17 protein-coding genes and 2 tRNA genes are annotated in these 19,042 nt (G+C 37.4%); 3 read left to right on the forward strand and 16 right to left on the reverse strand.

Annotated elements, in window-relative coordinates:
• Positions 1 to 23 precede the first annotated feature (23 nt).
• Positions 24 to 83 carry a hypothetical protein gene (locus KP713_RS09090; RefSeq protein WP_371316042.1) on the forward strand — a complete coding sequence of 20 codons (60 nt, stop codon included), beginning with the start codon at positions 24 to 26 and terminating at the stop codon, positions 81 to 83.
• A 133-nt stretch (positions 84 to 216) separates the two neighbouring features.
• On the opposite strand, the gene KP713_RS02595 is transcribed toward KP713_RS09090, so the two are convergent.
• The 3 genes from KP713_RS02595 to dnaQ form a co-directional block, all read right to left on the reverse strand.
• Positions 217 to 293, reverse strand: a tRNA-Asp gene (locus KP713_RS02595).
• Between the two features lie 23 nt (positions 294 to 316).
• Positions 317 to 393 (reverse strand) — tRNA-Asp (locus KP713_RS02600).
• A gap of 87 nt (positions 394 to 480) precedes the next feature.
• On the reverse strand, positions 481 to 1,251 hold the full coding sequence (gene dnaQ, locus KP713_RS02605) for a DNA polymerase III subunit epsilon (RefSeq protein WP_140449525.1): 771 nt from the start codon (positions 1,249 to 1,251) through the stop codon (positions 481 to 483).
• A gap of 60 nt (positions 1,252 to 1,311) precedes the next feature.
• On the opposite strand from dnaQ, the gene rnhA reads away from it, so the two are divergent.
• Together rnhA and KP713_RS02615 are read left to right on the forward strand one after the other, a co-directional pair.
• Complete coding sequence (gene rnhA, locus KP713_RS02610; protein WP_048954113.1) at positions 1,312 to 1,782, forward strand: ribonuclease HI; 471 nt, start codon at positions 1,312 to 1,314, stop codon at positions 1,780 to 1,782.
• Positions 1,783 to 2,036: 254 nt separating this feature from the next.
• Positions 2,037 to 3,119, forward strand: a complete 1,083-nt coding sequence (locus tag KP713_RS02615; RefSeq protein WP_215769770.1) for a porin — start codon at positions 2,037 to 2,039, stop codon at positions 3,117 to 3,119.
• 120 nt (positions 3,120 to 3,239) lie between these two features.
• Here KP713_RS02615 and KP713_RS02620 read toward each other — a convergent pair whose 3' ends face one another.
• The 13 genes from KP713_RS02620 to murE form a co-directional block, all read right to left on the reverse strand.
• The gene (locus KP713_RS02620; RefSeq protein WP_215769771.1) at positions 3,240 to 4,397 is read right to left on the reverse strand and encodes a chorismate mutase; all 1,158 of its coding nucleotides are present in this window, start codon (positions 4,395 to 4,397) and stop codon (positions 3,240 to 3,242) included.
• 123 nt (positions 4,398 to 4,520) lie between these two features.
• On the reverse strand, positions 4,521 to 5,438 hold the full coding sequence (gene lpxC, locus KP713_RS02625) for a UDP-3-O-acyl-N-acetylglucosamine deacetylase (RefSeq protein WP_215769772.1): 918 nt from the start codon (positions 5,436 to 5,438) through the stop codon (positions 4,521 to 4,523).
• Positions 5,439 to 5,470: 32 nt separating this feature from the next.
• Positions 5,471 to 6,730, reverse strand: a complete 1,260-nt coding sequence (gene ftsZ / locus KP713_RS02630; protein WP_139990268.1) for a cell division protein FtsZ — start codon at positions 6,728 to 6,730, stop codon at positions 5,471 to 5,473.
• Between the two features lie 83 nt (positions 6,731 to 6,813).
• Positions 6,814 to 8,091 (reverse strand): cell division protein FtsA, encoded by a 1,278-nt coding sequence (gene ftsA / locus KP713_RS02635; protein ID WP_048954118.1) that lies wholly within the window; start codon positions 8,089 to 8,091, stop codon positions 6,814 to 6,816.
• Positions 8,092 to 8,109: 18 nt separating this feature from the next.
• Complete coding sequence (locus tag KP713_RS02640) at positions 8,110 to 8,874, reverse strand: cell division protein FtsQ/DivIB (RefSeq protein WP_215769773.1); 765 nt, start codon at positions 8,872 to 8,874, stop codon at positions 8,110 to 8,112.
• Position 8,875: 1 nt separating this feature from the next.
• Positions 8,876 to 9,796: a D-alanine--D-alanine ligase gene (locus KP713_RS02645; RefSeq protein WP_215769774.1), complete on the reverse strand. Its 921-nt coding sequence runs from the start codon at positions 9,794 to 9,796 to the stop codon at positions 8,876 to 8,878.
• Between the two features lie 119 nt (positions 9,797 to 9,915).
• A complete protein-coding gene (gene murC / locus KP713_RS02650) occupies positions 9,916 to 11,343 on the reverse strand; it encodes a UDP-N-acetylmuramate--L-alanine ligase (RefSeq protein ID WP_140520429.1) in 1,428 nt (475 codons plus the stop codon).
• 67 nt (positions 11,344 to 11,410) lie between these two features.
• Positions 11,411 to 12,466 carry an undecaprenyldiphospho-muramoylpentapeptide beta-N-acetylglucosaminyltransferase gene (gene murG, locus KP713_RS02655; RefSeq protein ID WP_111407202.1) on the reverse strand — a complete coding sequence of 352 codons (1,056 nt, stop codon included), beginning with the start codon at positions 12,464 to 12,466 and terminating at the stop codon, positions 11,411 to 11,413.
• Positions 12,467 to 12,476: 10 nt separating this feature from the next.
• Positions 12,477 to 13,661 (reverse strand): putative lipid II flippase FtsW, encoded by a 1,185-nt coding sequence (ftsW, locus tag KP713_RS02660; RefSeq protein ID WP_048954123.1) that lies wholly within the window; start codon positions 13,659 to 13,661, stop codon positions 12,477 to 12,479.
• A gap of 5 nt (positions 13,662 to 13,666) precedes the next feature.
• Positions 13,667 to 14,983 carry a UDP-N-acetylmuramoyl-L-alanine--D-glutamate ligase gene (gene murD / locus KP713_RS02665; RefSeq protein ID WP_106013402.1) on the reverse strand — a complete coding sequence of 439 codons (1,317 nt, stop codon included), beginning with the start codon at positions 14,981 to 14,983 and terminating at the stop codon, positions 13,667 to 13,669.
• 122 nt (positions 14,984 to 15,105) lie between these two features.
• Positions 15,106 to 16,188: a phospho-N-acetylmuramoyl-pentapeptide-transferase gene (gene mraY, locus KP713_RS02670; RefSeq protein WP_048954125.1), complete on the reverse strand. Its 1,083-nt coding sequence runs from the start codon at positions 16,186 to 16,188 to the stop codon at positions 15,106 to 15,108.
• Positions 16,182 to 17,555 (reverse strand): UDP-N-acetylmuramoyl-tripeptide--D-alanyl-D-alanine ligase, encoded by a 1,374-nt coding sequence (gene murF, locus KP713_RS02675; RefSeq protein ID WP_215769775.1) that lies wholly within the window; start codon positions 17,553 to 17,555, stop codon positions 16,182 to 16,184. The genes mraY and murF overlap by 7 nt, the downstream gene beginning before the upstream one ends.
• A gap of 18 nt (positions 17,556 to 17,573) precedes the next feature.
• The gene (murE, locus tag KP713_RS02680; protein WP_048954127.1) at positions 17,574 to 19,040 is read right to left on the reverse strand and encodes a UDP-N-acetylmuramoyl-L-alanyl-D-glutamate--2,6-diaminopimelate ligase; all 1,467 of its coding nucleotides are present in this window, start codon (positions 19,038 to 19,040) and stop codon (positions 17,574 to 17,576) included.
• Positions 19,041 to 19,042 lie beyond the last annotated feature (2 nt).

Here is a 19,042-nt window from a genome sequence, read left to right on the forward strand (position 1 = left end):
CAACGTTTGAAGAGGATAAGAAAATGATTAAACTCATTATCCTTGTCGTACTACTATTATTAGTGAGTTTACCGACTTACTAATAACACGACATACTAGGGAGTAACAGCTCCCTAGTTCTTCAAATCCTAAAAGATTACTTTATTTTTGTCAAGGATGAAGCAAATTTCACATACAAAAAAAGCACCGTTAGGTGCTATCTTTATTTATCTTAATTGGCGGAATGGACGGGACTCGAACCCGCGACCCCCTGCGTGACAGGCAGGTATTCTAACCAGCTGAACTACCACTCCGAGATAAGATATTAATTTTAAATTGGCGGAATGGACGGGACTCGAACCCGCGACCCCCTGCGTGACAGGCAGGTATTCTAACCAGCTGAACTACCACTCCGCTAAGTGGTGCGTATCATAATGATGAACATAAATCTCGTCAATCTTTTTTTATGATTTTTTTATTGTATGATTAAATCCTAAACGATTAGTGAATAACCTCTTTGTCTAAACGTTTATCCCATAAACAATTATCACCGCTTTTTTTATTAATCATTTTAATAAATTCTAAATGCGCCAATAATTCATCTTCACTCGGTTGTAATACTTTCAAATTATGCGAAACATTCACCGCACTTCGTAAAGCTGCATCTTTATTGCCTGACATGGTTCGAATAAAATGTGATTCATTCACATCATTTTCATCAAACAAACTGGTTTGACCGCCTGTCATTGCCAAATAAACATCAGCTAAAATTTCAGCATCTAGCAACGCCCCGTGTAGCGTACGTTTACTATTATCAATATTCAAACGGTCACAAAGTGCATCTAAGCTATTACGCTTGCCTGGATACATTTGACGCGCCATCTGTAGCGTATCTGTGACTAAGCAAATTTCATCAGTTTTCACATTAAGATTCAACTTACGAAACTCATAATCCATAAACCCCACATCGAAGGGCGCATTATGAATCAATAATTCTGCGCCTTTAATATAATCCAAAAATGGCTGTGCAATCTCATTAAATGAGGGTTTATCTGCCAACATTTCATCTGTAATGCCATGAACTTTAATTGCTTCAGGATCAACAGGACGATCAGGCTTAATATAAAAGTGAAAATTATTACCAGTATAACGACGATTAATCATTTCTACCGCACCAATTTCAATAATACAATGTCCTTCATAATGCGCCCCTAATTGATTCATCCCCGTTGTCTCGGTATCCAGTACAATTTGGCGATTTGGATTAACCATTTGTTCAACCTATTTCTTTCCTTTAAAATGAGGGCCATTTTACACAACAACCCTTTTGTTATGCAAAAACAGATTGAAATTTTTACTGACGGATCCTGCTTGGGCAATCCTGGCCCTGGAGGAATTGGCATTGTCTTACGCTATAAGCAACATGAAAAAACCATTTCCAAAGGCTACTTCAAAACTACAAATAATCGAATGGAACTTCGTGCTGTCATTGAAGCACTGAATATTTTAAAAGAGCCCTGCCAAATCACACTTTACAGTGATAGCCAATATATGAAAAACGGGATCACGAAATGGATTTTCAATTGGAAAAAAAATAATTGGAAATCAAGTCAAGGCAAACCTGTAAAAAATCAAGACTTATGGCAAGCGCTGAACGAAGCCATTCAACATCATCAAATCAATTGGCAATGGGTAAAAGGGCATGCGGGACATCGTGAAAATGAAATCTGTGATGAATTAGCCAAAAAAGGGGCTGAAAACCCAATATTGGAAGATGAAGGATATTTTGAAACCTCAATATAAATACACAGCTTCGATGTATTTTTATACCACTTTACTTAAGCAAACGATTACGAAAGCATTCACTTGAACACAAAATAAACAAAAATAGATGAAAAATGTGATCCTGATCAGATTTTTGGAAATTAAGCCTATAGGAGTGATTGACACAAAAAATGGAATTTGCAATGATTTGCACGTCTATTTAGGCGATTGGACTGCCATATAAGGAAAGAGTTCAATCATAGATAGTAAAACAACCATAAGGAATACAAATTATGAAAAAAACACTTGCAGCATTAATTATTGGTGCATTCGCAGCTTCAGCAGCAAATGCAACAGTAATCTATAATAATGAAGGTACTAAAGTTGAATTAAACGGTTCTTTACGTATCAACTTAGAAAAATCTAACCAAGAAGGTATTAATAAATCAGGGAGTTTAAAACGTCATACTCATTCAGGATTGAAAAATGATGGTTCTCGTTTTGAAATTAAAGCACGTCATGATTTAGGTGATGGCTATTACGCATTAGCGCGTACTGAAGTACGTTTTGATGGTGATGAAAAAGGTCTTAAAAAGAAAGACAACGATGGTTTTGGTAATTTAACTACGAAACGTGCTTATGTTGGTTTAGGCCACAAAGAATTTGGTCAAGTAACTTTTGGCCGTCAAGTAACTATTGTTGATGACGTAGTAACAGCAGAAGACAAAACATACGGTCTAATTGAACCAGGTGATTATGTATCAAAAGAAGGAAAATCTGTTGTTCGTTACGACTACTATGGCATTGAAGGTTTACAATTAGGGGTTGGTTACCAATTTGCAGAACAACGCAAAGATGATAATGAAGTAATTGAAGGTTCTGTTCAAAACTCAAACCAATTTGGTGCTTTATATGAAAAAGATGGCATAATTGCTAAAACTGTGTTTGGTAGAACAAATTACAAAACTGGCAATAAAGAAACTAAAGAACATAGAGATGGCGTTGTTGCTAGCTTAGGTTATGAGTTCAATGATGTAACTCTTTCTGTGGATGGTGGTTACGCAAAAACCAAATTTAAAGATACCGATAAAAAAGAAACTCGTTTCTTTGTATCACCAGGTTTCCAATATCAAATTACTGACTTAAGTAAAGTATATGGTAACTATAAATATGAACAAGTTAAAAACACAGATAGTTCTAAAGATAAACAACACGGTTTCTTACTAGGTATTGACTATAAACTTCATAAACAAGTAGTAACCTACTTAGAAGGTAAATATCAAGTTACTAAATCTTATGACAAAGATGGTAAATACGTAGACGATAGCAAAGTTAAAGATAAAGCTATTGGCGTAGGTATCCGTGTATACTTCTAATTAGTTGATTAAAAACTACTGTATAAAAGGCGAATCAAATGATTCGCCTTTTATGTAATAAAAAATCTATTTATAACGAAAGTGCGGTAATAAAATAGTATTTTATTACCGCACTTTTTCCTATATTTTCACAGGCTTAACAATTTCGCTCGGATAGCACCCTAAAATCTTTAAATAATTACTATAATTTTTCAGCTCTTCCAAGGCTTGTTGCGTATCTGGATGATGAATATTCGCCTCAATTTCTAAATAGAACATTTCTTCCCATGGTTTACCATAGATTGGGCGAGATTCTAATTTTGTCATATTAATGTGATGTTTTTTAAATACCAATAAGGCATCGACTAATGATCCCACCTGTTGTGAAGTCGTCATCAACAGTAAGGTTTTTGTTGGGATCTGAGAAGAAACCTCTCGAGGTGTTTTAGCAACCACAATAAAACGTGTAATATTATTTTCTTGATTAGCAATATTCGTTTTCAGGACATTCAAACCATATAATTTTCCACCATCTTCATTACCCAATGCCGCGATATTAGGTTTATTCAAACTTGAAACTAATTGCATAGCATGGGAACTACTTTCGCAATATTCAATATGAACACGCTCAAGACTGTGAATAAATTGGCTACATTGTTGAATAACTTGAGGATGGCTATATAAGGTATCAATTTGGCTTAAATCTGCCATGTCATTGACTAATAGGCAATGTTTAATTGGATAAGCCAACTCTCCCACCAATGAAAGCTCTGTATGTTGAAGTAAATCATAAACTTCATTAATCGCACCCGAAGTAGTATTTTCTAAAGGAAGGATACCAAAATCAGCCTCACCATTTTGTACTTTTTCAAATACTTGCTCAAAAGATTGACAGCCTAATTCAATAAATTGTTTTTGGTAACGTGCCGCATAATTCCTAGCCGCAAGATTAGAATAAGATCCACGTTTCCCTAAAAATGCAATATGCAAATTTTGGCTACGCTGTTCATTTAATTTATTTTGTAGGTAAACTTGCTGCGTTAATACTGAATCTTCAATGATTTTTTGAAAAATTGATGTGATATATTGAGCCTCAAGTTGATAGTTCTCATTTTCAGCAAATTGAATCAATTCTTGTAAAAGTGCTTGTTCACGCTCAACATCTCGTAAAGCCTTTTGAGTGACTTCTTTGCTTCTTACAACATCAAAAGCTAAGCGATGACGTTCTGACAGCAACTTCAACAAACTACGATCAATTTGTGTAATTTGTTGCCGAATTTCTGATAATTCTAATGCCATAATGTTTTCCTATAAAATCTTCCCGAAATTAACAGCACTTTTGCGCTTTACAATTAAAATACGTTAGTAAATAAAAAAGCTATACTTCTTATCAGAAATATAGCTTTTTCAACAAAAAAAGAATTAAATCAATACTTGAACAGGCGCTACATACCCTTGCGGTACTTGAGCTTTATCTTCAAAGGTAACAAATTCCCACGCTTCTTGATTAGCTAAAACAGCGCGAAGCAATTTATTATTTAAACCATGTCCTGATTTATAAGCTTTGAAATCACCAATGATGTTATAGCCTGCCATGTAAAGATCGCCGATCGCATCTAACATTTTATGGCGTACTAATTCATCTTTGAAACGTAATCCATCCTCGTTAAGAATACGATAATCATCTAATACGATGGCATTATCAAGGCTACCGCCTAATGCCAAACCTTGAGATTGAAGATATTCAATATCTTTCATAAAACCAAAGGTTCTTGCTCGGCTTATTTGATGAACAAATGCTTGAGCCGAAAATTCCATATCATAATTACGTACGTTTTTACCAATCGCAGGATGATCAAAATCAATAGTGAAATTTAAACGAAAACCATTATAAGGCTTAAATTCAGCCCACTTATCACCGTCTTCTACACGTACATATTCTTTAATACGAATAAATTTCTTCGCTGCGTTTTGTTCTTCAATACCCGCATCCAATAATAAATAAATAAATGGGCTTGCACTCCCATCCATAATAGGAATTTCTGGAGCATCGACTTCAATAATAATATTATCAATACTAAGGCCTGCTAGTGCAGCATTTAAATGCTCAACTGTTGAAATACGCACACCTTGCTCATTTATTAAGGCAGTACAAAGCATAGTATCACGCACAGAATTAGGATCAGCAGGAAATGCCACAGCTGGATTTAAATCTGTACGGTAATATACAACCCCTGTATTTGGCATTGCAGGGCGTAAAGTTAATGTTACCTTTTTGCCACTATGCAAGCCTACACCAGTGACCTTAATGCTTTGTTTTAATGTTCTTTGTTTAATCATATTATTTACCCTTAATTTCAGGCAATACTGCATCAATTTGATGAATTTTCATCACGTTGTGCTGCAGGGTTAAAGAAAGCATTGTTTTTAAACATATCTAAACGATCTGTAATAGGTTTATCAAGCGGACGATGATATTCCTCTTCTACTGTTTTAGTTTCTTCAACCGGTTCCGGACGACGAATATCTGGCACAATACTTACATCTTGTGGCTGGCGCACTGGGCGAACAACTTGAATTGGCTCATTAACTGATATGTCTCCCAATCCTGTTGCAACAATAGTCACTCGGATTTCGTCCGTCATTTCAGGCACTAAGCTGGTACCAATCACTACAGTCGCATCTTCAGAAGCAAAACTACCCACCGTTTCACCGACAATATTAAATTCTTCGAAAGAAAGATCCATACCAGCAGTGATATTCACCAAAATACCTTTTGCATTTGAAAGATCGATTTTCTCTAATAAATCATTACGTACGGCAATACGAGCGGCTTCTTCAGCACGTCCTTCACCCGCAGAACCAACAGCAGAACCAAAGCCAATCATTGCTTGTCCCATTTCTGACATAACAGTTCTTACGTCAGCAAAGTCTACGTTGATTAAACCTGGTGAGGTAATCATATCTGAAATACCCATTACAGAATTACGTAATACATCGTTTGCTGCAGCAAATGCATCAATTAATTTAGCGTTTTTAGGGAGAACTTTTTGAATTTGTTGATTTGGGATAATAATCATTGAATCAACATATTGCGCTAAATCTTTAATACCCAATTCAGCAAATTGCATACGTTTTTTGCCTTCAAAAGCAAACGGCTTAGTAACAACCGCTACGGTTAAAATACCTAATTCTTTTGCAATTCTCGCTACAACAGGCGCAGCCCCCGTACCTGTACCGCCACCCATACCAGCTGCAATAAAGACCATATCAGCACCTTCAAGCATTTTACGGATTTCTTCTTGATCATCTTCCGCGGCTTTACGGCCAATATTTGGATTTGCCCCTGCACCTAAACCTTTAGTCGTCTCTCCACCAATTTGTACAGTTTGTTGAACATGGCTTTTACGTAGAGCTTGTGCATCAGTATTTACTGCATAGAAAATAATGCGGCCATGCTCTTCCGATGTTAATGTGCTTTCCCCTAAGTAGGTACCACCCATTTCTTGTTTCACCATATTCATAACCATATGGTTGACGGCATTACCGCCACCGCCTCCCACACCTACGACTTTAATCAGTGCGCCGGACTCGTTAAAATTGTCGTACTCAGGGTACTCAGGGTATAGCATTGATGTTCTCCGTTATGATCAGACAAACTGACCCAATATATAAAACCTAAATTCTCTTTATTGTAGATGAAAAATCAAAATAATCAAAATTCTGACCGCACTTTATTGACAATTTTTTTAATTCCTTGCCAAATTGGCTGCCAAACACCACTCTCTGAATCATCACTACCCGAAATTAAATCATCATCACTATTGCTTTGATTATATTGTAATAATCCTACTACTGTAGAATATTGTGGACGACTAACATAATCCGTTAAACCAGTAATATTTAACGGGCTACCAATACGTACTTGGCAATTAAATACATCTGAAGCACATTCTTTTAAATCTTCAATTTGTGCGCCACCGCCGGTAATCACAACACCTGCAATTAATTCAAATTTAATATGTTTTGCTTCTAATTCTTTTTTTAATTTATCTAATTCATCTTTTACTACACCTAAAAGTTCAGTATAACGCGCAGATGTAATTAAGGATAAATCACTTTTAGTTAAAGAACGAGGTGCTCGACCACCAATACTTGCCACTTCAATTTTTTTATCGCCATGCAAACGTGCTGGATAAAATGCACTTGCATAATTAACTTTAACACGCTCAGCTTCTGCACGAGAAATGGTACAAGCGTGTGCAATATCATTTGTCACAATATTCCCAGCATAAGGAATTACCTTACTAAAACGCAAAGCACCATTAGTATAAACCATCACATTCATTGTACCTGCGCCAAAGTCAATTAAGCATACCCCTAAATCTTTTTCATCTTCAGTTAATACTGAATGGGTAGCAGCAAAACCAGAAAATACAACTTTATCAACCTGTAAACCACAACGTTCAACAGCTTTTTTTAAGTTATTTTGCCAATCTTGATGGCAAGCTATTAAGTGCACTTGAGCTTTTAATCGAACACCTTGTAAACCAAGAGGATTCTTGATATTAAATTGACGATCTACTGCATATTCTTGTGGAATAATATGTAATAAAGATAATCCTTCTGGCAATTTAATCGAACTTGCAGTGTGAAGTGCCGCATCAATTTCATCTTGTGTTACTTCGCGATCAGAAATAGGGACAAAGCCGCTTTCATTTAAGCTTTGAATATGCTCACCTGTAATTGCTAAAGTCACACTCATAATTTGGCAGTCTGCCATGGATTCAGCGCCTTCAATCGCACGTTGAATCGAATTGACGACAGCATCAAGATCAGTAATACTGCCACGATCAATACCTTTTGATGGACAACTTCCCATCCCAAGAACATTTACCACACCATCAGGGAAAACTTCCCCAACAACTGCGACAACTTTTGACGTGCCAACTTCTAATCCTACAATCGTTTTTGCTTCCACACCTTTAACCATTTTTGCACCTAGTTATTTTTATTTATCTGCCATACCTACAGCAGCACCTGCCGTATATCGTAAATCTACATAATCTATTTTTTTATTTTCTGGTACATCAATTTGTGGATAAATCGTTACAAAGCGCTCCAGTTTCGATTTCCACTCACCTCTGCCTAATCTTAACACAATATCATTATCAAGCGTAACCTGCCATGCACCACGCTCATCAATTGTCATGCCTTTTGCCATTAAATTCTTGGCTTTAAAATCAGCATAAATTTGATTCCATGCCTCCAAAACTTTTAAGCTTTGATAATCTGGCCCTCCTAAATAAGGTAACGTTTGCTTATTCAACCTTTCAAAAGGAAGCTGAAATACAACACCATCTTGTGTGACTAACTGGTTATGATTCCAAAATGCTACAGGCTGATATTCAGTTACCCAAATGCTTAAACGATTTGGCCATATTTTCCGAACAATTGCATTCTTAACCCAAGGCAAAGCTTCTATTTGAGCCTGAATAGGCTCAACATCCTGTCCCCAGAAGCCTTTTAACGATCCCATTTTTAATAGGCTTTCTTTTATATCTGCATCTGTCGTAAATATTTTCTGCCCCATAAGTGCAAATGCCCCCATGGGTTTGTCATCCATTTTTTCTAAAATTGTTTGCCAATTAATATATACGCTAAACACAAGCAAAGCGCCTAACAAAGCAAAGAAAGCCCGGATGTGAAGATAATACTTGGACTTTTTTTCGCCAAAACGAATATTCTGTGGTGTATTCCCTTTCAGAATGTTCATATTATGCACTTAACTCCAAAATTTTCACGACAAGTTGCTCAAAAGAAATCCCGACTGTCGCAGCTGATTTAGGAAATAAACTATGACTAGTCATACCTGGGTTTGTATTCACTTCCACTAAACGGAAATTGCCTTTTGAATCACACATGACATCAATACGGCTCCAACCACGACAACCTACTGCATCATAAGCACGTTTCACTAATAACACTAATTCTTGTTCACGTTCAGGCGTTAAACCTGCAGGACAAAAATATTGTGTATTATCTGAAATGTATTTTGCCTCATAATCATAAAACTCGCCTTCAGGTACAATACGAATAGCAGGTAAAACCTTTCCATCTAATACCGGTACAGTTAACTCATCTCCAGCAAGCCACTCTTCAATCAAAATTGTATTATCAAATTTAAGGGCAAATTCTACCGCACTTTTTAGAGCTTCTACGGTTTTCACTTTTGTTAATCCCACACTAGATCCTTCTAAAGACGGTTTTACCATTAATGGTAAGCCCAGTCTTGCCACAACCTCTTCAGAATTAAGATTATTAAAAGTTTCACGCGTAACCACTTCCATTTCAGCGACAGGTAAACCAAACGCCTTCCATAGCATTTTTGTACGCATTTTATCCATCGTCAACGCAGAAGCCATCACGCCACAACCAGTATAAGGCAAACCAATTTGCTCTAATAAACCTTGCATTGTGCCATCTTCACCACCACGACCGTGTAAAATATTAAATACTCGATCAAAACCATCATTTTTAAGGTTTGCAACAGGGTATTCTTTAGGATCTACTGGATGAGCGTTATACCCCTGATTCAATAAAGCTTCTAATACGGCTTTCCCTGATTGAAGAGACACTTCTCGCTCAGCAGATGTACCGCCTAGTAATACAGCAATTTTTTCTTTTTTTAAGTTCATTTTTTATCCTATTCGTCATTACCTAGGGAAAATATATCCTAGATTTCTTTCTGTTCTATTTCATGGGAAATGTAGCCGTTCCTCAACAGAGGATGATTATAAATAACCAAGAGCCTATATTAATTTTTCCAAGATTCAGCCAAACCACGAGAAATTTTACTCACACTTCCCGCACCTTGCGCTAGAATTAAATCACCGTCTTGAATAATTTGATCAAGCACATCACCTAATTGTGATGTATCAGAAACTAAAATTGGATCAACTTTTCCCAAATTACGAATAGAACGGCAAAGTGATTTACTATCCGCACCGACAATTGCGGCTTCTCCTGCTGCATAAACATCAAGCATAATTAACGCATCAACTTGAGAAAGTACCTGAACGAAATCATCAAATAAATCTCGAGTACGAGAATAACGATGAGGTTGGAAAATCATCACAATTCGTTTATCGCCCCATCCTTCTCGTGCAGCTTTAATGGTTACACCAACTTCTGTTGGGTGATGGCCATAATCATCTACTAAACGTACCTTTCCATTAGGACGAATAAATTCACCTAATTGATCGAATCGGCGACCAGCCCCTTGGAAATCAGCTAATGCTTCTAAGATAGCTTCATTATCAATACCTTCTTCTTTTGCTACCGCCAATGCTGCCGTTGCATTTAAGGCATTATGTTTACCTGGCACATTTAATAATACATTGATACGTTCACCATTTGGGCAAATCACTACATAATGCCCTTGGAAACCAGTCTGTTCATAATCTTCAATGCGATAATCCGCATTTTCACTGAATCCATAGGTAATTACTTGACGGCCAACTTTTGGTACAAGTTCCATTAATACAGGATCATCTGCACACATCACGGCTAAACCATAGAATGGTAAATTATGTAGAAACTTGACATAGGTCGCTTTCATTTTCTCAAAATCACCTTCATACGTATCCATATGATCGGGTTCCATATTAGTCACCACTGAAACCATAGGTTGCAAATGTAAAAATGAAGCATCACTTTCATCCGCCTCCGCAATTAAATAGCGACTCGCACCAAGATGCGCATTTTTACCCGCAGATTTTACCAATCCTCCATTTACAAAGGTTGGATCAAGTTTTGCCTGGGTATAAATCATGGAAATCATAGCTGTGGTAGTCGTCTTCCCGTGTGTTCCTGCAACAGCAATACCATGACGAAAACGCATAATTTCAGCTAGCATTTGTGCGCGTTGAATAACTGGGATACGTTTCTCCTTAGCAGCAATAAGCTCAGGATTATCTTCATGAATCGCACTTGACACAACAACAACACTTGCGCCTTCTATATTCTCTGCCGCATGACCAATATAAATTTGCGCCCCAGCCTGCACTAAACGTTGAGTAACAACGCTATCGGCAATATCTGAACCAGAGATTTGATAGCCCTCATTTAATAAAATCTCAGCGATACCACTCATTCCCGCACCACCAATACCAATAAAATGGATTTGTTGTACACGGCGCATTTCAGGAATAATTTTTCTAATTTCTTCGTGGGAATGTTTCATTTATATTTCCTTTTTGACCTATCGGCAAAATACTAAAGTGCGGTTAAAACTCACAATGTTTTTGTTATTACTTTGAATTTTCAATGATTACATCTGCAACTCGTTGTGCTGATAATGGTGTCGCCATTTCTTTTGCTTTGATTGCCATTTGCAATAAATTTTCACGTGAGAAATTTTTCAAATAGTTCACCAAAATATCAGGTGTTAAATCAACTTGCTCCACAATTTTTGCGGCACCAACATCAGCCAAATATTTAGCATTCAAATATTGCTGGCGATCTTTATGTTGGAAAGGTACAAAAATGGCTGCTGCACCAACTGCGGCAATTTCGCAAACCGTTAATGCACCTGAACGACAAATCACCACATCCGCCCAAGAATAAGCTTCTGCCATATCATCAATAAACTCTGTTATTTTAACTCGATGAGCATTTTCTGCATAAAGTGCTTTCACTTCATCTACCGCACCTTTCCCTACTTGATGGCGAATATCTAATTTATTCTCGAGTTTAGAGAAAACTTTTGGTAACGTATGATTTAATACTCTCGCCCCTTGGCTTCCCCCTACAACTAAAACACGTAATTTATCTCCACGTTCAGAAAAACGAATTTCAGGATTAGACATCTGAAATAAATCTTGTCTAACAGGATTCCCAACAACCTCTGCATTTGGAAAAGCCGTTGGAAAAGCCTGCAATACACGCTTCGCAATTTTAGCTAACCACTTATTCGTTAATCCCGCTATCGCATTTTGTTCATGCAAAATAACTGGTACACCACAAAGCTTCGCAGCAATACCACCAGGACCTGACACATATCCGCCCATACCAAGTACGGCATCAGGTTTCTCATGTTGAATAATTTTTTTTGCTTGTAGGATTGCGCGTAAAATAGCAAAAGGTGCAGTAAGTAAGGCTTTTAAGCCTTTACCACGCAATCCAGAAATTTGAATAAAATAAATTGGAATACCGTACTTAGGTACAAGCTGGGCCTCCATCCTATCTTTTGTACCTAACCAACAAATATCCCATCCTTGTTTCTGTAAAGTTTGTGCGACAGCTATTGCTGGAAAAACATGTCCGCCAGTTCCACCGGCCATTACTAATAATTTTTTATTTTTCATCTTTATGTCTCTAATCATCACGCAAACGTGCTTGGCCAGCTCGGAGTAGGCGATTTTCATGATCTATACGTAATAAAATACCAATCGTTGCTGACATAATAATAATACTAGAGCCACCATAGCTGACAAGAGGGAAAGTTAAACCTTTAGTTGGTAACATGCCAAGAGCCATACCTAAATTGACAAATCCTTGGAAAAAAATCCAAAAGCCAATTCCTAATGCAAAAAAACCTCGAAAACGTTGCTCTAATATCAAAGACTCTTTACCAATTTTCAAAGCGCGAAATATAAGTAATCCCAATAAAGTGACAACAATAATAATACCAATCAAGCCAAACTCTTCGCCAATAATCGCCATGATAAAGTCTGTATGCGCTTCGGGTAAATAATCTAGTTTTTGAATTGAATTACCCAGTCCCTCACCAGTAATCTCACCTCGACCAAATGCCATAAGAGAATTAGTTAATTGGAAACCTGTACCGTATGGATCTTTAAAAGGATCTAAAAAACCTGTAAATCGTTTCAAACGATAAGATGCTGAAATAATCAACCATGCACCTAGTACCCCCCCTGTAGCCACTAATAAAACAAATTGAAAAAAGTGTGCGCCAACAATAAATAGCATACAGAAAGTTATTACAAAGAGCACCACGGTACTTCCCATATCTGGCTGAACCAACAGGAACATCCCCATTACACCCATAACAATAAATGGCTTCACCGCACTAAATTTACGACCACGTACTTCATCATAACGACGAGTAAAATAGCTTGCTAAAAAACAAGTTAGGGCTAATTTTGCAAATTCTGCAGGCTGAAAATTCAAAATACCTAAAGAAATCCAACGTTTAGCACCGTTTACCGAAGTGCCAATAAATAACACAGCTACGAGCAATACTACCGCAACCCAGAAAATTTTTGCATGCCATCTTTCTAACCTTTCAGAAGGTAAATACAACATGCTGTAGCAAGTTGCTAAAGATAAGCAGACATAGAGTGCATCACGTTTGGCAAAGTAAAACGGATCATTGAATAGTCTTGAGCTATAAGGAATGGAAGCGGATGTCACTGCAATAAGACCAATCAAAAGCAAAATTACAAATAGCCAGAATAGAGCACGATCATATAATAGTCCTTGTGGGGTAATACGAGTCCACTCATCGTAATTTTTTTTGAGCTTTTGTAATAATTCCATATATTCTATACGTTATTAAGTTGAGCCAAACGTGTAAATTCTTCACCACGTTTTTCAAAAGAGGTAAACTGATCTAAACTTGCACAAGCAGGAGACAATAATACCATATCACCTACACACAATATAGGGCGTAAAAATTCAATTGCCTGCCCCATTGTTTCAAATAAGTGACTTTGTGGAGAAAGTTTCGCTAATTGTGAACCATCTCGACCAAAACAATAACAAATAATGTGTGGTTGATTAATTAATTCAGCTAATTCTGAAAAATCAGCTCCTTTTCCATCACCGCCTAACAACAAATGCAATTTGCCTTCCACATAAAGGCCAGCTAATGCGGCAACTGTACTCCCCACATTTGTTGCTTTAGAATCATTAATCCAACGAATGCCATTAGCCTGATACGCTAATTGAAAACGATGGTCTAGCCCTTTGAAATGACGAAGTGCGGTACGAATTGAATCTAAATTAATACCAACAGCTTGTGCCAATGCCGTTGCCGCCAAAATATTCATATAATTATGGCGACCGACTAATGTTGCTTCTTCACAAGGCAAAATTACTTCATCTTTTGCCATTAAGTATTGCTTGCCGTTTTCCGTTTTTAGCCAATAATCTGCTGACTTTTCCGCAAAAGAAATGGTTTGTTTCGCTTGATTTTCATCTTCACCAAAAGTCAGCTTATCCTCATTATTCAAAACGCCGACCTCAGCATTATGATAAATGCGTAATTTTGCTTGGCGATAATCTTCTAAATCCACATAACGATCCATATGATCTTCAGTCACGTTTAAGACAGTTGCAGCCGCAGATTTTAAGCTGTAAGTTGTTTCAAGCTGAAAACTAGACAGCTCTAATACATAAAGTTCACAATCTTCATTCAACAATGACAAAGCGGGAATCCCAATATTTCCCCCCATACCAACTTTCACACCAGCAGCTTTCGCCATTTCATAAACCAAGGTAGTCACAGTACTTTTTCCATTTGAACCGGTAATCCCGACAATTGGCTTCGTCGCCGCACGGCAGAATAATTCAATATCACCAATTACTTCTACGCCAGCTTTAAGTGCGGTTTGAATTTCAGGTGTTTTTACCGCAAGCCCTGGGCTGATAACGATCATATCGCTTTCCAGTAACCATTCCTGATTTAAACTACCAGTATGAAGAGGGATATTTTGAGGAAGTTTATCAACACCAGTAGGATTTTTTCGGGTATCAATCACTCGAATATTAGCCTGTTGGGATAAGAGATAATCCACGCAAGAAAGACCTGTTTTGCCAAGCCCGATGATAGTAATATTTTTGTTTTGATAGGCGTTCATTTTCTTTCTTCTTAATTGCTATAAATTCTAAAATTATATTATGGATGGAAATATAAATTTCCTTTACTAACGTAAAAAGGTCGCCCTTTCAAAAACTGAAAGAGCGAACCTAGCTATATTTATTAACGTAACTTCAAGGTTACCAATCCCATCAACACCAACATTAAGGAAATAATCCAAAACCGAATAATGACTCTTGGCTCTGGCCATCCCTTCAATTCAAAATGATGGTGAATCGGTGCCATTCTAAAAATGCGTTGTTTGCGTAACTTATAAGATCCCACTTGCAAAATAACAGAGAGCGCTTCAACAACAAACACCCCGCCCATTATCACAAGCAAAAATTCCTGACGAACTAGGATTGCCACGACACCAAGCGCGCCGCCTAATGCAAGGGAACCTACATCGCCCATAAAGACTTGTGCTGGATAAGTATTGAACCATAAGAATCCTAGCCCTGCACCAACAATGGCTGTACAAAATACAACCACCTCAGAACTATATTTAATGTATGGGATGTGCAAGTATTCTGCGAAATTCACGTTACCCGTCGCCCATGCAATTAACGCAAACGCACCTGCGACAAGCGCGGTTGGCATTATCGCCAATCCATCCAAACCATCTGTTAAATTCACCGCATTACCGGTTCCAACAATCACAAAGTAAGACAACACAATATAGAACAAACCTAATTGAGGCATAATGTCTTTAAAGAATGGAATCACTAAACGGGTGGCATCAGTGTCGTGGCCAAGCCAATAAAGCCAAAGGATTGCCACTAATGCCACAACAGACATCCAAAAATATTTCCAACGCGCAATCAAACCATCCGTGTTTTTACGGGTAATTTTACGGAAATCATCCACAAAACCAATTGCACCATATCCAAATAATACAAATAAGCAAACCCAAATATAAGGATTAGCAAGATTTGCCCATAATAACGTACTTACGCCAATAGAGAATAAAATCATCACTCCGCCCATAGTGGGGGTGCCTTTTTTTGCAAAGTGACTTTCAGGACCATCATTTCGCACTTCTTGGCCAAACTTTAAGATCTGTAAACGTTTGATCACTTTTGGACCAATCCAAAGTGAGATAAAAAGTGCGGTTAATAATGCAAGAATTGCACGGACGGTAATATAAGAAATCGCATTAAATGCGGTTTCATAACGAATAAGATATTCAGCAAGCCAGACTAACATTTAATTTTATCCTTTAATGAATAAATCACATCTTCCATTTTCATTGAGCGCGAGCCTTTTCCTAGCACCACGACTTTGTTATTTTGTTGTAATTGTGTTTCAATCAATGGCACAAGAAAATCAACCATTTCCACCTTATCAGTAAAATGCTTACCCGAAACAGCCTCAGAAATAACCGCACTTTCGTTGCCATAAGAACAAACTAAATTTAAATTTGCCGAGTTGGCATGTTGTCCTACTTCACGGTGAATAGCGAGAGAGTTTTCCCCCAACTCTTTCATATCACCGACACACAAAATACGGAAAGCTTCATAACTTTTTAGGACATCAATGGCAGCACACAGAGAATCTTTATTTGCGTTATAAGTATCATCTAATAACAATAAATTAGGCGTTACTTGAATTGGGAATAAACGTCCTTTCACTTGTGAACGTTGTTCTAATCCAGCTTTTACATCCGTAAGGGTTGCACCGACATTCATCGCAAGTGCGGTAGCAGCCAAGGCATTTTTTACATTATGTTCACCAAGGTAAGGTAAGTTAATCTCCATTTCACCTTGTGGGGAAATAAGTGTAAAAGTGGAGCCTTGAGCAGTATGATGAATATTTTTTGCAGAATAATCTTTACCGTTGAAATATTGAATTTCATGTTTACCGATTTCTTTTTGCCAAAAATCTAAATGGTTATGTTCTGCATTAATAATCGCCACGCCATTCGATGTTAAACCACGATAAATCTCACCTTTAGCTTGTGCAACGCCCTCTAAAGAACCAAAGCCCTCTAAATGCGCAGGCGCAATATTATTAATCAATGCGGCATCAGGTTGAGCTAATTTTGTGGTGTAATCAATTTCACCTTGATGATTTGCACCAAGTTCGATCACAGCGAAACGATGTTTTTCTGTTAAGCGAAGAAGGGTTAAAGGCACACCAATATCATTATTAAAATTACCATTGGTAAAAAGTATTGCTTCCGAATCACCAGCAGTATGTTGCAAAATACTCGCCGTCATTTCTTTTACCGTAGTTTTACCAGAAGACCCTGTCATCGCGACAGTACGCGGATTAATTTTCTCACGTAACCATTTTGCAAGTTCGCCCAAAGCAATTCGAGTATCCTTAACCACCAGTTGTGGAACAGAAATGGAAGAATTTTCTTGCTGAACAACAACGGCTACCGCACCTTGTACTACCGCTTGTTCAAGATATTGGTGAGCATCAAACTTTTCGCCTTTCAACGCAAAAAATAAACTATTTGATACACTTTTTCGGGTATCTGTATTAATTTCTTCAACTTGCACATTTTTATCGCCAATTAATTTAGCTTGAAGAATCTGTGCTAATTGTTCAGTAGAGAGTTTAATCATAATTTAATTGTTATTATTTTACTTTAAAAAATCATGTGCTACATCTTGATCAGAAAATGAAATCACTTCATTACCAATAATTTGATAATGCTCATGACCTTTACCCGCAATTAAAATTACATCATTTTCAATAGTACTTTCAATTGCAAATTGGATAGCTTGTTCTCTATCAGGAATAATACCCACTTTATCCATATTAATAAAACCAGAAACAATATCATCCTCAATTTGTTTATAAGGCTCTGATCGCGGGTTATCTTTTGTCACGATAACTTTATCAGCAAATTGTTCTGCCACTTTTGCCATTAATGGACGTTTACCTCGATCGCGATCACCGCCACAGCCAAAAATGCACCATAATTCACCTTGACAGTGCTCCCGTGCTGCAAGTAATGCCTTCTCTAATGCATCAGGGGTGTGAGCATAATCAACGATGACCGTTGGCTTGTTTGGATACTGAATCATTTCCATTCTTCCACATACTCCTTTCAAAGATTTCGCCGTAGCGAGTAAATTTTCCAATGGGTAACCAAATGATAATAACGTGGTCATCACTAATAACAAATTGCTTACATTGAAAGCACCGATTAATGGACTATGCAATACGCCATTACCCCAGCTAGATTCAAAAGTAATCTCTGCGCCTTGAGCATGATAGTGGATATTTGTTGCCTTCATCCATTGATGTGAGTTTGCTTGGAAATCGGTGCTTGTACTAACTGCAATCGCATCAGGCAATTCACTTAACCATTGGCAGCCAATCTCATCATCCACATTAATCACTTTAATTTGCGTATCTAATTCGGTGAATAAGCGTTTTTTAGCGGAAGCATAATTTTCCATTGTTTGATGATAATCAAGATGATCACGAGTTAGATTTGTAAAAATAGCGGCCTTAAAATGTAATGCTTCTACTCGATATTGGGCTAAACCATGTGATGAAACCTCAATTGCAGCGAAATCGGCTCCATCTTGTCTAAATTTGGCAAGGGAAGACTGAAGTTCTACCGCAGACCCTGTCGTATTCTTAGCCTCAACTACGGCACCTAAAAGTCCATTACCAATTGTTCCCATTACTGCCGCACGATGGCCTAATAGCTCCGCCCATTGTGCTAATAATTGAGAAATAGTAGTCTTGCCATTTGTCCCAGTTACGCCAACAAGCGTTAATTTCTTAGAAGGCGAATCATAAAAAATATCTGCCAACAACGAAAGATGGCGTGCAAGTTGATAAAACTTAACTACTGGCACATTCCCAATAAATATTACTGTTAAATGCTCGCTAGATAATTCCGTCTCAGAAAGCACCGCACTTGCACCAAAGTGAATAGCCGAATCAATAAATTGATTTCCATCGACTTGATGTCCTTTTATTGCTACAAAAAGATCCCCTGTTTTAACTTTACGGCTATCCAATACCATATTATGGAGTTCTATCTCATCCTTTAATTCAGGTAAATCAAAAAGTGCGGTGAGTTTTTTCATTA

Origin of the sequence: Haemophilus sp. SZY H36 (genome assembly GCF_018829625.1) — a bacterium.
Classification (GTDB): Bacteria; Pseudomonadota; Gammaproteobacteria; order Enterobacterales; family Pasteurellaceae; genus Haemophilus; species Haemophilus haemolyticus_K.

Coding starts and splice junctions, on each gene's coding strand:
- dnaQ (WP_140449525.1), bottom strand. CDS start 1,251: ATGGTTAATCCAAATCGCCAAATTGTACTGGATACCGAGACAACGGGG.
- rnhA (WP_048954113.1), top strand. CDS start 1,312: ATGCAAAAACAGATTGAAATTTTTACTGACGGATCCTGCTTGGGCAAT.
- KP713_RS02615 (WP_215769770.1), top strand. CDS start 2,037: ATGAAAAAAACACTTGCAGCATTAATTATTGGTGCATTCGCAGCTTCA.
- KP713_RS02620 (WP_215769771.1), bottom strand. CDS start 4,397: ATGGCATTAGAATTATCAGAAATTCGGCAACAAATTACACAAATTGAT.
- lpxC (WP_215769772.1), bottom strand. CDS start 5,438: ATGATTAAACAAAGAACATTAAAACAAAGCATTAAGGTCACTGGTGTA.
- ftsZ (WP_139990268.1), bottom strand. CDS start 6,730: ATGCTATACCCTGAGTACCCTGAGTACGACAATTTTAACGAGTCCGGC.
- ftsA (WP_048954118.1), bottom strand. CDS start 8,091: ATGGTTAAAGGTGTGGAAGCAAAAACGATTGTAGGATTAGAAGTTGGC.
- KP713_RS02640 (WP_215769773.1), bottom strand. CDS start 8,874: ATGAACATTCTGAAAGGGAATACACCACAGAATATTCGTTTTGGCGAA.
- KP713_RS02645 (WP_215769774.1), bottom strand. CDS start 9,796: ATGAACTTAAAAAAAGAAAAAATTGCTGTATTACTAGGCGGTACATCT.
- murC (WP_140520429.1), bottom strand. CDS start 11,343: ATGAAACATTCCCACGAAGAAATTAGAAAAATTATTCCTGAAATGCGC.
- murG (WP_111407202.1), bottom strand. CDS start 12,466: ATGAAAAATAAAAAATTATTAGTAATGGCCGGTGGAACTGGCGGACAT.
- ftsW (WP_048954123.1), bottom strand. CDS start 13,661: ATGGAATTATTACAAAAGCTCAAAAAAAATTACGATGAGTGGACTCGT.
- murD (WP_106013402.1), bottom strand. CDS start 14,983: ATGAACGCCTATCAAAACAAAAATATTACTATCATCGGGCTTGGCAAA.
- mraY (WP_048954125.1), bottom strand. CDS start 16,188: ATGTTAGTCTGGCTTGCTGAATATCTTATTCGTTATGAAACCGCATTT.
- murF (WP_215769775.1), bottom strand. CDS start 17,555: ATGATTAAACTCTCTACTGAACAATTAGCACAGATTCTTCAAGCTAAA.
- murE (WP_048954127.1), bottom strand. CDS start 19,040: ATGAAAAAACTCACCGCACTTTTTGATTTACCTGAATTAAAGGATGAG.